Genomic DNA, 15,461 nt, shown 5'->3' with positions numbered 1-15,461 from the left:
TTAATTTAGCAATCTCTTATAGCGGACCGGAAATACCTTGTTTGCGAATCATGATGAAGTGGAAGGCCATTAAACCTAGAAGTGCTGCTGGTAAGAAGAAGACGTGAATAGCAAAGAAGCGAGTTAATGTTTGAGCGCCAACGATTTCGGAATGACCAGCGAGTAATGTTTTAATATAAGGACCAATGAGCGGCGTTTGCTCTGCAATTTGAATCCCTACTTTCGTAGCAAATAACGCTTTCATATCCCACGGTAATAAATATCCGGTAAAACCAAGACCTAACATAACAAAGAAAATAAGAACACCAACAATCCAGTTTAACTCACGAGGCTTTTTATACGCACCTTGGAAGAAAACTCTGAGTGTATGTAAAAACATCATTACAATTACGAGACTAGCACCCCAGTGATGCATACCACGAACAATTTGCCCGTAAGCTACTTCATTTTGTAAATAATAAACCGACTCCCAAGCATTTTTAATATCCGGCACATAATACATCGTCAAAAACATTCCGGACAAAATTTGAATTACTGTAACGAAAAAGGTAAGTCCTCCAAAGCAATAGACGAATGCAGAAAAGTGATGTGCCGGGTTAACATGCTCAGGTACTTCATGATCAGCGATATCACGCCATATCGGTGTAATATCTAAACGTTCGTCCACCCAATCATAAATTTTATTTAGCATCTACTTTGCACCCCCTCTTGGCTTCGCTTTTCCTAAATACAGCGTTCCATCTTTCACTTTAGACTCGTACACATCAAGCGGAGCAAGAGGCGGTGTGCCTTTAATGTTCATCCCATCTTTTGTGTAACGTCCCCCGTGACACGGGCAAAAGAATTGATTAGGATGTGCTTTGTCCGAATTCCAGTTCACTGTGCAACCTAAATGTTTACATACTGGCGAAAACGCAACAATTTCTCCACTTTCATCTTTATGCACCCAAGCAGATTTTGGCTCTTCAGACTTGTACCACCCGTCAACCTGCTTCACCTTAAAATCGAAGCGCTTCGGCTCTGTTGTAATATCCTTTACTTGTCCAACAGCAACCATATCTGTTCCCGCTTCTTTTCTTAACACCGGATCAAGCGCAAACCTCGTCATCGGCATTAAAATACCCGCCGCCATAAAGCCTCCTACCCCTGTAAGTGTGTAATTTAAAAACTGTCTTCTTGACACACGATGTTCTTTCTCGCTCACGAAAATTTCCCCCCTCTATCAGAAATTGTCCCCTCGTGAAAAAATTATATAAAAAATAAAAACTAGGACACTATCATGATATAATACCCTCTTGTATAGGTCAATATCATACTACTCATAATAATAAGAACTTTCTGTTTATTATTATTTTATCCATCTTTCTTCCAACATTTCCATAATATTTTTTATGTGTGCACGAATAACTTCCCTTTTCGCTTGGTCACTAAATTGCTCTAATGATAACGATGGAAACCAAAATAAATCACCCTGCACATCTCTCATATCTTCTTTCCATGAAAAGTCACTTGTCACATAGGCAATATGCTTAAAACCTTGCCTTTGCAAATGATCTGTCCATTCTTGCAAACGGTCTTTTTCATTCTTTTGGCTCTCTACCAAATACGTAAATGCGGGCAGTAAAAGCACTCTTCCTTTATACTCCCTTTCCAACTCCATACTCAAAGCCTCAATAAATTCACCTTGCTCTACAACCATTTTCATTTCTTTTGCTGCCGAAATAGACAAAAGGGGTATAATCCCTGTATCTACATACTCCCTCGCTTGCTCAAACTGTTCTACATCTTTTACAATCCATTTCACCTTTTCTCCCCTCCTCCATTCGAAATAACAGAACTTTCACTTTATATATATTAAACCATACTAAAAGAGGTAAAAAAAGAAAAACTACCTATTATTAAGTAGTTTTTCTTAAAAAGTCTGAATTTCGTAAAGATTACATAATCAAAATGAATTCTATAAAATTTTTAACTCTGCTGTTAACCTATGAAATGCTTCCTTATCTTGCTTATCCAAAGCTTCATCAATTTGTTTCAAAAGACGTTCTCTTCTAAATGAGAATACACTTTCTTCTAAAAATCGTTCTGCAAGCAACCGATCTTTTTCATTCACTTCAATATGCTTTGGCAAATATGGGTTTTCTTCTAATACAGCTACATAGTTTGCATTTTGGAACGATGATTTAAAATTAAGCTGAATATAAATATCCTCATCTCGATTCAAACGAATATCATGAAACGATTTTTCTGCATCTGTTGTCATTACATTTTGTTTGAAAAAGTGAAACGGTGTGTCTTTCACACAATTTGCTGACATTACTAAGCCACGCGGACAATATTTTGCATGTTCTACGAAGTGGACTTTATGCATTAATTGATCGTGACTCATTAAATAATTCAAAATCCATACACATTCACGCTGTTTCAGTTGGTAATTATTCAAAAACCATTTTACAAAATCCTTCTTCTCGTTTACAGAAACAGGGGTATTCATAGCGATTAAGTCCCTCCTCTGTCTTTCTCTTTTCTTTTTAGATTCAAGAAGCGGCATTCAGTTTCCTTCCAACTTATGAAAAATCCTCTAAATTATATAACAATTCTTCAATATGAATTTGTGTCGGGTCTAGTTGTATTAACTGCGTAAATACTTCTTTCGCCTCTTTTCGCATTCCTTCTTCTAATAAGAAATAACCGTACTCTTCCAAGAAATCTGGATGATTCTTAAAAGAAGTATATGCACTTTCATAGTGTTTTAATGCATCCGAATACATTTCTAATTGTTTTTTTGCAAATGCAAGATCCCAAAGTAGTTGTGTATCTGGTTCTCCACTGTCAATTGCACGCTCTACAACTGCAATTAGCTCTTCGTATTTCTCTTGTTCTTTTAAAATATACGCATATTTTAATATCGCACCTAAATGTCCCGGATCTAGCTCCAGCGCTTTTTGAAGCACTTCTTCTGCCTCCGCTATTTTACCTAATTTCGCCGCAATATTCGCTAATTCTACATAGAAAGGAACAGACAGCTCATCTACTTTAATTCCTTCTTGAAGTGTTTCATAGCTTTCTTGAAGCATGCCTTCTTTTTCATAGCTTTTCGCTAAATACATGTATAACGATGCGTATTCAGGATCTAATTCTTTTAATTCTTGCCAAGCACCAATTGCTCTTTGATATTCTTCTCCTTGGTATAATGTGAAGGCATATCCAAATAATGAGTGAATATCTTTTTGCTCTTCTAACCCCGCTTCATAGTAAGAGATTGCCTCTTCCCAGTTTCCAATAGCACTTAAAGTTTCTGCTAGACGAAGCGCAATGACAACACCACCCATAACTTTATGTTCTGCTAGTAACGATTCATAATAAGTGATTGCCTTTTGCTCTTCACCTTTACTACTATATAATTCTGCTAACCCAAACGTAATAACAGGTTCGTCTGGCATCATTTCTTTCGCCTTTAATAGTTTTTGTTCTGCTACATCATCAAAACCTTGCATTTGGAATAAATCCGCTACAAGTAATAACGATTGAACATATAAATCATCGATTTCTGGAATATCATGAAGCACTTCAATCGCTTCATCTTCTTTATCTAAATCAATATATAATTCTGCTAAAAATACCGTAAATTCACTTTCTTCCGGATATAGCAAGCGTAAGTCTTCAGTAATTGCTAACGCCTCATCCATAAACCCAAGTGTATGATAGTAACGAGCGATATCATACTTCTCTTCATCATTAGCAACTCGTAGTTGTTCTTTTAATAATTGTAATCCTTTTTCTGCTTCACCGTTTTCAATATAAGAAACAGCCTGTTCAAACTTTTGCATAAACGTCTCCTTTAATTCAAAAAATATTCTCTTCTGTTCATTTATCATAAGCAACTAGGTGTAAGAACGCAACCTTTTGAGTGAGCTACCTCTTCCTATACTTTCCCTTATAGCGCAGCTAATTGTTCGAAAAATTCCGGATACGATACAGCGACCGCATCACTATTCTCTATTTTCACTTCTCCATCTATAATACACGATGCGATTGCAAGCATCATCCCAATACGATGATCGCCGTGACTATTAACAGTATTTCCTTTTAAACTTTGTTTACCATATATAATCATACCATCTGGTGTAGCTTCAATCTTCGCACCTAATTTGCCTAATTCATCTACAACCGTATCGATACGATTTGTTTCTTTTACTTTTAACTCCTCAGCGTTTTTAATAACAGTAATTCCTTCTGCCTGCGTTGCTAATAAAGCAATTACAGGAATTTCATCAATTAATCTTGGAATAAGAGTTCCACCAATTTCTATTCCTTTTAGTTTAGATGTTTCAATCGTAATATCCCCGCACGGTTCAAACTCTTCATTTCTAATATGATCGATAGAAATAAGTGCACCCATCTTTGTTAATACATCTAAAACCCCTGTTCTCGTCGGATTTAAACCAACGTTTTCCAATACAAGCTTACTATTTTGGACAATTGCACCAGCTACTAAGAAAAATGCCGCCGAAGAAATATCTCCTGGAACTTCTATGTCTGCACCTTTAAGTTGTTGTCCACCTTGTAATGAAACAGTCCGTCCATTAACATCTACGGTACAACCGAATGCACGCAACATTCTTTCCGTATGATCACGAGATTGCATAGGCTCTGTTACCGTAGTAATCCCTTCCCCTTGCAAACCCGCAAGTAAAACTGCTGACTTCACTTGTGCGCTTGCTACTGGTGAATGGTAATGCATACCTTTTACCTTACCACCGCGAATAGATAAAGGTGTATATTGTCCGTTTTCTCTACCATCAATTTGAGCATTCATCTTACTAAGCGGGTCTGTAACACGTTTCATAGGACGTTTTCCAATTGATGCATCACCAATTATCGTACTATGGAACGGCGTATTTGCTAAAATCCCAAGCATAAGACGAATAGTCGTCCCTGAATTCCCCACATCTAATACTTCTTTCGGTTCTTGTAAATTATGTAATCCTTTACCGTAAATCGTGACATCGTTACCAAACTGTTCAATCTGGACACCTAGTTTTTGAAAACATGCAATTGTACTTAAACAATCTTCTCCTAATAAAAAATTTGATACTTTCGTCGTCCCTTCCGCTATCGCTCCAAACATAACAGAGCGATGCGAAATAGATTTATCACCTGGAACAACAATTTTCCCATTCAAACTATTTTTTCGTCCTACTAGTTTCAAACTGTATCCTCCTCACATTTTAAATAAGTTATATGTACAATAGTTCTTCTTATACGTCTACTTCTATTGTAACGTTTTCTTTCTTGAACGTGCAAACAACTCCCCTTATTGCAGTTCAAATGAAAAAGGCTCCTGTAACAGGAGCCTCCACCATTTCTTAAGAATACGTTTCTTCTTTCTTCACTTGTTCTTTTACAAGTTCCGTAAGTAATTCAATAATCTCATCATTTTCTTCTTTTAATCCAACAGTAATACGAATACCATCATGCATACCAAATGCTGCACCAGAACGAACGATATATCCTTTTTTCATTAATCGTTCGAAAGCTTCATTACCAGGTATACCAAGTTTCAAGAAAATGAAATTCGTTTGAGATGGATAGTAGAATACGTTATATTCCTTACAAAATGCATAATATTGATTTAATCCTCCGGCATTTTTCTTCACACACTCTTGTAAAAACTGTTGATCCTCTATTGCCGCTAATGCTACCGCTTGGGCGATAGTTGATGTGTTAAATGGTAGTCTTGCTACCTCTAGCTGCCCAATAAGCTTTGCATCACCAATCGCATATCCAATACGAAAAGCAGCTAATCCATATGCTTTTGAGAATGTGCGTAGCACCATAAGATTTTCGTACTTTTCAAGAAGAGGTAATGTTTGCGGATAATCTTCTGCCCCAGCATATTCATAATATGCTTCATCCATAATAACGAGCGCTGACTTTGGAACTGATTCTAAAAATGAAAGTAATTTTTGTTTTTCTACATATGTACCTGTCGGATTATTCGGATTACAAACCCATACAATCTTCGTTTTCTCATCTACTTGTTGTAACATTGCATCTAAATCGTGAATGCCATCTTTAAGTGGTACTTCACGAACTTCTGCTCCTTCAATAACAGCATGGTGATGGTATTGCGAGAACGTAGGGTTCGCCATTACAACATTTGTTCCATTATGTAGCAAAGCACGACTAATCATTTGAATGACTTCATCTAGCCCACTACCAAATAAAAGTTGTTCCGCTTTTACACCTAAATGCTCTGCTACTTTCTCACGAAGCTCAAATGCCGCCCCGTCCGGATAGAGTGCATATTGATTAGCTAACGAAGTTAATGCTTCTGTCACACGCGCAGAGCAGCCAAACGGATTTTCATTCGATGCTAATTTTACAATTTTTGACAATCCGTATTCTCTTTTTACTTCCTCAATATTTTTCCCAGGTACATATGCTCTCAAAGTTAACAATTGCTCTTTTACTCTCACTTTTCTTCCCCCAGTCATTGATATGATTTATAATGTCTTACTGTCATCTTTAATCATAACCGTCACCATTACGAGAATACCTTTAAATATGCATTTCATACCTGTTCTATGACTTTTTACACCATATCCTTTTGAAATGCTTCTAACGCAATATGAACAGTCTCATCTGAAATAGATACGACATTCACTCCCCCATATTCCTGCATAAGCACCATATGAATTGTTCCAGCATTTGCTTTTTTATCTTGTTTCATCAACTGAACGAGACGTTCTACATTCAAGTCACTTGGCATTTTTGGATAACCGTATTTCAAGAACCACTGCTTCATTTCTTCATAAGAAAGATCAACTTTGTACACTTGCTCACTTAAAAACATAGCAAATAGCATGCCAACCGCTACTCCATCACCGTGAGTAATATTCCCATATCCTAACTCTTTTTCAAGAGCATGTCCTAACGTATGCCCAAAATTCAAATGGGCACGTACACCTTTTTCTGTTTCGTCTTGCGACACAATATTCGCTTTCACAGGAATCGCCTTCGTTAATATATGAATTAACTTTTCATCACGAAGATCCGTTAACGTTTGCACTTCTTCTTTTAACCAATGATATAGCTCTACATCACCAATAAGAGCATGCTTTATCACTTCTGCATAACCTGATCGCCACTCTTTTTCAGGAAGTGAATGTAAAAATGGCGTATGATATACAACAGCTTCTGGCTGATGAAACGCTCCAATCATATTTTTTCCTAGTGGATGGTTAATTGCTACTTTCCCGCCTACTGCGCTATCGTGAGCTAATAAAGTCGTTGGAACTTGGACAAAGCGAATACCACGCATAAACGACGCGGCAACAAATCCAGCCAAATCTCCAATCATTCCGCCTCCAAGTGCGATGATTAAAGAATTTCTATCTAATTTATTTTCAAGAGCCGAAGTGTGAGCCTCATAGAAATTTTCAAAAGACTTCTCTTTTTCGCCACTCGGTACAACAAACGAAAATACTTTTTGCTCTACTTGCAATGCATCAACAACTGTCTGTAAATGCAGTGATGCAACAGCTTCATCAGAAATGATCATTATGTTAGATACTGCAGGATTCATTTTTTGAATAAGCGTTGTTAAGTGTGACAACGCCTCCCTTCCAACATGTACATCATATTCTTTTGATTTCGTTTGAATATGTATGTTCTCCATTAAAATCCCCTCGCATATTCATTATGTTTCTTAATATTTTCACGTATAAGATCGATACGATCTAATCCAAATTGTTCAATTAAAGCTGTTGCGAGCTCCCAAGCCACAACAGATTCAGCCACAACGCTAGCTGCTGGCACTGCACAACTATCTGAACGTTCAATACTCGCTGTAAAAGGTTCTTTCGTATCAATATCAACACTTTGAAGCGGTTTATATAATGTCGGTATCGGTTTCATAACACCGCGCACAACAACCGGCATACCAGTTGTCATGCCACCTTCTAATCCACCTGCATTGTTCGTTTTTCTTCTGTACCCTTGCACTTCATCCCAAAGGATTTCATCATGCACTTCACTTCCAGGTCTATGTGCTGCTTCAAAACCAATTCCAATTTCAACACCTTTAAAAGCGTTAATACTCATAATTGCCGCTGCTAATTTTGCATCTAATTTTCTATCATAATGTACATAGCTACCTACTCCAATTGGCATTCCTTCTACAACTACTTCAACAATACCACCGATAGAATCACCATTTGCCTTCGCATCATCAATTGCTTGCATCATCTTTTTACCGGCCTCTTCATCTAAGCAACGTACAAGAGATGCTTCTGTAGTACTTTGTAATTCCACAATAGAGTTATATTTAATATTTGCTGCCTGTACACCACCAATCTCGATAACATGTCCCGCTACTTGTATACCTAATTCCGCTAATATTTTTTTTGCAACTGCACCAGCTGCAACACGAACTGTCGTTTCACGTGCTGAAGAACGCTCTAATACATTCCTCATATCTCTATGACCATATTTAATCGCACCATTTAAATCTGCGTGTCCAGGTCTAGGTTTCGTAACTTGCCTTTTCATTTCTTTCTCTTCCTGCTCAGTTAACGGCTCTGCACCCATAACCTTTGTCCAATGTGTAAAATCACGATTTTCAACAACAAGTGCAATCGGTGACCCCATCGTCTTCCCATGCCTAACACCACTTACAATTTGTACTTGGTCTTTCTCAATTTGCATGCGTCTACCGCGTCCATATCCTTTTTGTCTTCTAGCTAATTCTTCATTTATATCATTCGCTACTAAAGATAACCCTGCCGGAACACCTTCTAAAATTGTCGTAAGTTGCGGACCGTGGGATTCACCAGCTGTAATATATCGCATACGTTATTCCTCTTTTCGCATATGTATTTATCCCGCTACATAAAGCAGCTATATTACCTTCCATCACTCTTTAAAATACAAAGAAATTATATAGTAAATCGAATGTTTGCTTTCCCTACTTGTAATTGTTCGATTATTTTCATAATATTAGACCTTTTACTTTACATACCAATATATCATAACAGTCCTAACTTCGTAACTGATTGAAATAAAAAAAGTGCAAGAAGAATACCCCTATTCTTCTCGCACTTTTTACTATTATCACAGTTATTAAAGCGTTTACAAATTATTTCAAAATAATTAGTAAATCCATTGATTCATTAATTTTGAGTAGTCTACTAATTCTTCTTCCTTAAAGAAAATAGCAATCTCGCGTTCTGCACTTTCTAAAGAATCCGAACCGTGGATAATGTTTTTCGCAACAGTTACACCGAAATCTCCACGAATTGTTCCAGGAGCAGCTTCATGTGGTCGTGTTTTACCCATCATATTGCGTGCTGTATCTACTACACCTTCACCTTGCCATACCATTGCGAATACAGGACCAGATGTAATAAAGTCTACTAATTCACCAAAGAAAGGTCTTTCTTTATGCTCACCGTAGTGTTGTTCAGCAATTTCCGGAGTAACTTGCATTAATTTTGCACCAACTAATTGAAAGCCCTTTTTCTCAAAACGAGCTACAATTTCCCCAATGAAGGCACGTTGTACACCGTCTGGTTTTACCATTAGAAATGTTTTTTCCATAAAAAATCTCTCCACTTCTGAATTATGTATGTAATTGTATATCCCCACACACATATTAACACCCTTATCACAATTGCGCAATAGTTTTGAAATAGAGAGATTATTTTATTTTTTAGACAAAACACTAAAATTTTCGTTTTCCAATATACTTTGCGACATTTTGCAACGCATACTTCGCCTGTCCACGAGGGAGTGGTTTTATTATTTCTAATGCTTTATGTAAATAACGTTCACTAAACGAAAATGCTTTATCAATAGCTTCGCTCGCTTTAATATCATCAATAATTTCTTTCATTTCACTTGCTGTTGTATTTTCATGCACAGATGTAATTTTTTGACGAAGAACTGGATCTTCCATGGCATACAAAACAGGTAATGTAATGTTACCTTGTAATAAATCACCACCAGCAGGCTTTCCAAGCTTCTCTTCTGTCGATACGAAATCTAAAATATCATCAATAATTTGATAAGACATACCAACAAAATATCCGTACCAAAATAGACGATTTACAGTATCGCGATTAGCACCAGCAGCAATTGCCCCCAACTGACAACTTGCGGCGATTAACAATGCTGTTTTTCGTTTTATCCTTCTTAAATACGTTCTTAAATTTTGATCATAGTTATACTTATCTTTAATTTGTTCGATTTCACCTTTACAAACTTCTAAAATTGTATGAGACAACGCTTGATGTGCATCTGGAATTTCTATATTTGTTATACATTCAAGAGACTTCGCAAACAAGTAGTCTCCTGTATACATTGCAATACGATCTCCCCATTTCGCATTCACTGTTGCGCTACCGCGTCGTAAAAACGCAGCATCAATGACATCATCGTGAACAAGCGAAGCCATATGAATTAGTTCTAATGCAACCGCAACATGCTTAATTGCATCTAACTTATAATCCCCAAATTTCCCTGCAAGCAAAACAAAAACAGGGCGAATCCGCTTCCCACCTGCTTCAATAAGCTGTAATGCCGCTTCTTCTACTAACGGCTGCTCAGAAGCAACTGTCTTCTTCAATTCTTTTTCTATAACATTAATATCCGATCGTAAAAAAGAGTACATAAGTTGTAACTTCATATTGTTCACCTTAACCTAAAACGTCTTTTTTCTATTTTCTATTTTGATTCTGGTTTAATACCTAAATGCATAGCTGCTACACCAAAAGTAAATGGTTTCACTTGCACATTCTTAAGCCCAGCTTCTTCAAACATACGTGCTAACTCTTTCATCCCTGGGAATGTACTAGCAGATTCCTGAAGCCATGAATATTCTTTATAACTTTTCGCAAACATCTTTCCAAATAACGGCATGATATATTTAAAGTATAAGACATATCCTTGACGAAAACCTATCATCGTTGGTTGAGATGTTTCCAGGCAAATTACTTTTCCACCAGGCTTTACTACACGCGTCATTTCTTTTAATACTTGCATGTAATCCGGAACGTTACGTAACCCAAAACCAATCGTTACATAATCAAACGTATTATCTTCATAAGGAAGTTCCATTGCATTTCCATGCATAAGTTCTACTTGCTTTAATTCTAAAGCTTCTACCTTTTGTTTACCGACAGCTAGCATATTTTCGCTAAAGTCTAAACCGTAAACCTTCCCATCTTCACCTACAGCTCCCGCTAGTGCAATTGTCCAATCTGCCGTCCCGCAGCATACATCAAGTGCCTTACTCCCGGGTTTCACATCCATAATTCGCATCGTTTCTTTGCGCCATGCCTTATGCCTTTGAAAACTAATTACAGAATTCATCACATCGTATTTATCAGAAATTTTCTCAAATACGTCATGTACTCTTTCTTCTTTTGATTGTTGCATGCTCGTACCTTCTTCCAATGTAAAGTTGCTTATGTCCTTGATTTATCTCTTAACATAGAAATTATCTCATTAACTTCTGTATGATTCTCTAAAATTTTTTCTTCTTGCTTTCTCATTTCCATAAGCCATTCATTAATAACTGTTTCCAAATTTTTATCATCATCCAATGAGATTTTTTGGACTGCTTGAAAAACAGGTGAATTTTGTTTATCAGCATACAATTGACACTCTTTTTGAAGACGATTTTTTCCTAACACATAAGTTATATATGGTTTCCAATTAGATAACTGAAAATGATCACATGTTTTTTGCAAAAGCGCAGATTCAATTATTACTACACTTTCCATTATGTCTTGAATCGTCACATGTGCTTTTTGATACAGCATAATTTTATGTTCATTAATCTCCTTAATTCCTTCAGCAAGTGCACGAATTAAGATAATATCACAATTCATTGACAATAAGTAATAGTATAGACCACTATAATAATCCCCTGCAAGAACTGTCAATTGACGACGCTTATGGAATCCACTCGTCTCTTCGTTTGCTTTATTTGATACTTTTTCATGTGTATCAAGAGCAATTTGTACAAGCATAATCGTTACGACATAATGATCAATTTGTTCTTTATGTATATTTGCACTTTTTAATGCACCGTATAACAGCGCTATTTTTTCTTCATCAATAAATGGTTCTTCAATATAGTTTATAAAATAAGGATGGCGTAATTTCTCCATCAATTTCTCTTTAATACCCGCATACCCTCCGTAGATGTCACACACAAAAAATCACCCTTGTTTTCTAATTCATAAAATTTATTATAACACATACATTCTATTTTCTATAATCAAAACTTGGCTACTTCTGCCAAACTGCCACCGAATAAAGCCTCAACTTTTATTCATACAAGTTATCTTCGTCTCTAACAACTACAAACATTCATTTACACAAAAGGCAGAAGTAATTTTCAACCTTTATATTCTTGCTCTTTAACATTAAAACTATATCATTTTTTTGTATATAAAAAAAAGAAAAGCAGTTTCCCGCTCTTCTTTAATTCGTCTTAATAAACGATAAAATTTCACTACGTGCTGCTGCATCATTTTCTAACACGCCGCGCACTGCAGTCGTTACTGTTTTCGCACCAGGCTTTTTCACACCACGCATCGTCATACACATATGCTCTGCTTCTACTACTACCATTACACCATGCGGCTCTAGTACTTCCATAATAGAGTTAGCTACTGTTGATGTAATACGTTCTTGTAGTTGTGGACGACGCGCAATTGTGTCTACAGTACGAGCTAATTTACTTAGTCCCGTTACTTTTCCACCTTGCGGAATATATGCAACGTGAGCAACTCCATAAAACGGAACAAGATGATGCTCACACATCGAATAGAATGGTATATCTTTTACTAGCACAAGCTCTTCGTGGTCTTCTCCGAATACTTTGTGTAAATGCTCTTTCGGATCCTCATGCATTCCTGAGAATACTTCTGCGTACATTTTCGCAACACGTTTCGGTGTATCAAGTACTCCCTCGCGATTTGGGTCATCTCCGATTGCCTCTAAAATAAGACGTACTGCATGTTCAATTTGTTCTAAATTAACTTTTGCCATCCGCTAGCCCTCCCGAAAAACCTAAAAGTGATACGAACACATTCTAGCATATTTATGTTTTTAAAAGCAAAAAGAAGAGTTTCCAAAAAGGAAACTCTTCTTCCCTGTTAATATGTAAGGATTATTTAACCGCATCTTTTAACGCTTTACCAGGTTTGAATGCAGGTACTTTACTTGCAGCGATTTCAATCTCCTCACCTGTTTGTGGGTTACGACCTTTACGAGCCGCACGCTCACGAACTTCGAAGTTACCGAATCCGATTAGTTGTACTTTATCACCTTGTTTTAAAGCTTCTAAGATAGAATCAAAAACAGCGTCCACTGCTTTTGTTGCGTCCTTTTTAGAAAGGGAACTTGCTTCTGCAACAGCATTGATTAAATCTGTCTTGTTCATGCCATTCACCTCCTCCCAAAGATAAGACTGTATAATGATCATAAAATGAGTCTTACTTTCATTTGTAGGCAATTTTTACAAATTCTATACTACAAAGATGTAGATAAATCATTATCAACGCCTATATTATACGATTCTCCTTTATAATTCAATATTTTTAAGGAAATTGTTACTCTAAAAATGTGAAATTCTGATGAAACTTGACAATTTACAACAAAATATTAGATAATGACTGTTTATTTTTCTATTACGTACTCAAAAAGAAAAAAATCCCTCTACAATTAGAGGGATTTTTTTCTTATAATATAATCGCAATTAATCCGCCAGATCCTTCATTAATAATTCTTTCTAGCGTTTCTTTTAATTTATAACGAGCGTTTTCTGGCATTAGAGATAACTTCGCTTGAATTCCTTCTCTAACAATAGAGCTAAGAGAGCGCCCAAATATATCAGAATTCCAAATTGATAGCGGGTCATCTTCAAAATCTTGCATCAAGTAACGAACTAGTTCTTCACTTTGTTTTTCAGTACCGATAATTGGTTCAAATGTTGATTCTACATCCACTTTAATCATATGAATAGACGGCGCAACCGCTTTTAATTTAACACCGAACCTTGAGCCGTGACGAATAATTTCCGGTTCATCTAAGCTCATATCAGCTAATGCAGGCGCTGCTACTCCATATCCGGTTTGTTTTACCATCCGCAGGGCATCCGCCACTTGGTCATACTCTGTTTTCGCATGAGATAAATCGAGCATAAGCTTTAATAAATGATCTTTCCCTCGAATCTCTACTCCTACTACTTCTTTTAAAATTTGATCATACAATTCATCTGGCGCATATAAATCAATCTCTGCCACACCTTGCCCCATATCGATGCCAGCTAGACTTGCTCGATCAATAAATTCATATTGACTAAACTGCCAAACGACACGGTCCACATCACGAAGACGTTTTATATCCTTTACAGTCTCTTGAACCGCTTCCTGATAACTTTGGCGTAACCAATGCCCTTCATTTAGCACCATTACCCAGCTCGGAAGGTTTACATTCACTTCTAAAACCGGGAACTCGAATAATGCTTCTCGCAGTACGTTATACACATCTGTTTCTCTTAAACTCTCTACACTCATCGCAATTACTGGGATATCATATTCTTCTGATAAACTTTGACGTAACTGCTCCGTATCTGGATGGTATGGCTGTACAGTATTGATAATCATAATGAAAGGCTTTCCTACTTCTTTTAACTCATTTACAACGCGTTCTTCTGCCTCTATATAATCTCTTCTTGGAATTTCACCAATTGTTCCATCTGTTGTAATAACGACACCAATTGTTGAATGCTCTTGAATTACTTTACGTGTTCCGATTTCTGCAGCTTCATGGAATGGAATAGGCTCTTCATACCAAGGAGTATTAATCATGCGCGGACCATTCTCATCTTCATAGCCTTTTGCTCCTGGAACCGTATATCCAACACAATCTACTAATCGAATATTCACTTCAAGACCTTCATCTACTTCGATAGAAACCGCTTGGTTTGGAACAAACTTCGGTTCCGTCGTCATTATTGTACGACCAGCAGCACTTTGAGGCAGTTCATCCTGCGCTCTTTGACGGTCTGACTCATTTTCAATATTGGGAATAACAACAAGTTCCATAAACTTTTTAATAAATGTTGATTTCCCTGTTCGAACAGCTCCTACAACTCCAAAATAAATATCACCGCCTGTGCGTTCCGCAATATCTTTAAAAATATCTACCTTTTCCAAGTGATTCCCTCCCTCAATATTTTTGGGAATAATTCCACGTTTATAGTCAACTAATACCTTCTCTAACGTTGCCTATAATATCTGATATAATATAATGGTATTCTAGAAGTTCGGACAATATATCATATAATTTTGTCCAATTTCATATGACTATTTAAAAATACCTTTTGTTTGCATCGCAAGTTGTATAACATAAAAAACCTTTCTTCTAGAACTTATTCACTA

General features: G+C 36.7%; 16 protein-coding genes. All 16 read right to left on the bottom strand.

Features of this window, described 5'->3' with window-relative positions; all coding sequences use genetic code 11:
• Positions 1-16 precede the first annotated feature (16 nt).
• The 16 genes from qcrB to spoIVA all read right to left on the bottom strand — a co-directional run bounded on the left by qcrB (position 17) and on the right by spoIVA (position 15,236).
• On the bottom strand, positions 17-691 hold the full coding sequence (gene qcrB, locus NSS97_RS08060) for a menaquinol-cytochrome c reductase cytochrome b subunit (protein WP_000932700.1): 675 nt from the start codon (positions 689-691) through the stop codon (positions 17-19).
• A complete protein-coding gene (gene qcrA, locus NSS97_RS08055) occupies positions 692-1,204 on the bottom strand; it encodes a menaquinol-cytochrome c reductase iron-sulfur subunit (RefSeq protein ID WP_002011835.1) in 513 nt (170 codons plus the stop codon).
• Between the two features lie 144 nt (positions 1,205-1,348).
• Positions 1,349-1,804: a YpiF family protein gene (locus tag NSS97_RS08050; protein WP_060751479.1), complete on the bottom strand. Its 456-nt coding sequence runs from the start codon at positions 1,802-1,804 to the stop codon at positions 1,349-1,351.
• A gap of 153 nt (positions 1,805-1,957) precedes the next feature.
• Positions 1,958-2,494, bottom strand: coding sequence for a ReoY family proteolytic degradation factor (locus tag NSS97_RS08045; protein WP_002086615.1), 537 nt, complete (start codon positions 2,492-2,494; stop codon positions 1,958-1,960).
• A gap of 73 nt (positions 2,495-2,567) precedes the next feature.
• Complete coding sequence (locus NSS97_RS08040; protein ID WP_341112111.1) at positions 2,568-3,830, bottom strand: tetratricopeptide repeat protein; 1,263 nt, start codon at positions 3,828-3,830, stop codon at positions 2,568-2,570.
• 107 nt (positions 3,831-3,937) lie between these two features.
• A complete protein-coding gene (aroA, locus tag NSS97_RS08035; RefSeq protein ID WP_002086617.1) occupies positions 3,938-5,212 on the bottom strand; it encodes a 3-phosphoshikimate 1-carboxyvinyltransferase in 1,275 nt (424 codons plus the stop codon).
• A 157-nt stretch (positions 5,213-5,369) separates the two neighbouring features.
• Entirely contained in the window at positions 5,370-6,482 is a 1,113-nt protein-coding gene (gene hisC, locus NSS97_RS08030; RefSeq protein WP_002188988.1) for a histidinol-phosphate transaminase, read from the bottom strand.
• Between the two features lie 116 nt (positions 6,483-6,598).
• Positions 6,599-7,684 carry a 3-dehydroquinate synthase gene (gene aroB / locus NSS97_RS08025; RefSeq protein ID WP_002011826.1) on the bottom strand — a complete coding sequence of 362 codons (1,086 nt, stop codon included), beginning with the start codon at positions 7,682-7,684 and terminating at the stop codon, positions 6,599-6,601.
• Positions 7,684-8,856 (bottom strand): chorismate synthase, encoded by a 1,173-nt coding sequence (gene aroC, locus NSS97_RS08020; protein ID WP_107886940.1) that lies wholly within the window; start codon positions 8,854-8,856, stop codon positions 7,684-7,686. The genes aroB and aroC overlap by 1 nt, the downstream gene beginning before the upstream one ends.
• A gap of 300 nt (positions 8,857-9,156) precedes the next feature.
• On the bottom strand, positions 9,157-9,603 hold the full coding sequence (gene ndk / locus NSS97_RS08015) for a nucleoside-diphosphate kinase (RefSeq protein WP_000415879.1): 447 nt from the start codon (positions 9,601-9,603) through the stop codon (positions 9,157-9,159).
• A gap of 124 nt (positions 9,604-9,727) precedes the next feature.
• Positions 9,728-10,690 carry a heptaprenyl diphosphate synthase component II gene (gene hepT / locus NSS97_RS08010; protein ID WP_002011823.1) on the bottom strand — a complete coding sequence of 321 codons (963 nt, stop codon included), beginning with the start codon at positions 10,688-10,690 and terminating at the stop codon, positions 9,728-9,730.
• Between the two features lie 38 nt (positions 10,691-10,728).
• Complete coding sequence (gene menG / locus NSS97_RS08005; protein WP_002086620.1) at positions 10,729-11,442, bottom strand: 2-heptaprenyl-1,4-naphthoquinone methyltransferase; 714 nt, start codon at positions 11,440-11,442, stop codon at positions 10,729-10,731.
• Between the two features lie 29 nt (positions 11,443-11,471).
• On the bottom strand, positions 11,472-12,224 hold the full coding sequence (locus NSS97_RS08000; RefSeq protein WP_060751482.1) for a heptaprenyl diphosphate synthase component 1: 753 nt from the start codon (positions 12,222-12,224) through the stop codon (positions 11,472-11,474).
• A 271-nt stretch (positions 12,225-12,495) separates the two neighbouring features.
• Positions 12,496-13,065, bottom strand: a complete 570-nt coding sequence (gene folE, locus NSS97_RS07995) for a GTP cyclohydrolase I FolE (protein ID WP_002011819.1) — start codon at positions 13,063-13,065, stop codon at positions 12,496-12,498.
• Positions 13,066-13,186: 121 nt separating this feature from the next.
• Positions 13,187-13,459, bottom strand: coding sequence for an HU family DNA-binding protein (locus tag NSS97_RS07990; RefSeq protein ID WP_001043860.1), 273 nt, complete (start codon positions 13,457-13,459; stop codon positions 13,187-13,189).
• Between the two features lie 298 nt (positions 13,460-13,757).
• Complete coding sequence (gene spoIVA / locus NSS97_RS07985; RefSeq protein ID WP_000416521.1) at positions 13,758-15,236, bottom strand: stage IV sporulation protein A; 1,479 nt, start codon at positions 15,234-15,236, stop codon at positions 13,758-13,760.
• Positions 15,237-15,461: the final 225 nt, after the last annotated feature.

Origin of the sequence: Bacillus sp. FSL R12-0074 (assembly GCF_038005725.1) — a bacterium.
Lineage (GTDB): Bacteria > Bacillota > Bacilli > Bacillales > Bacillaceae_G > Bacillus_A > Bacillus_A mycoides.
The sequence above is the reverse complement of the archived record's forward strand: the minus strand, read 5'-3'. Positions and strand labels throughout refer to the sequence as shown.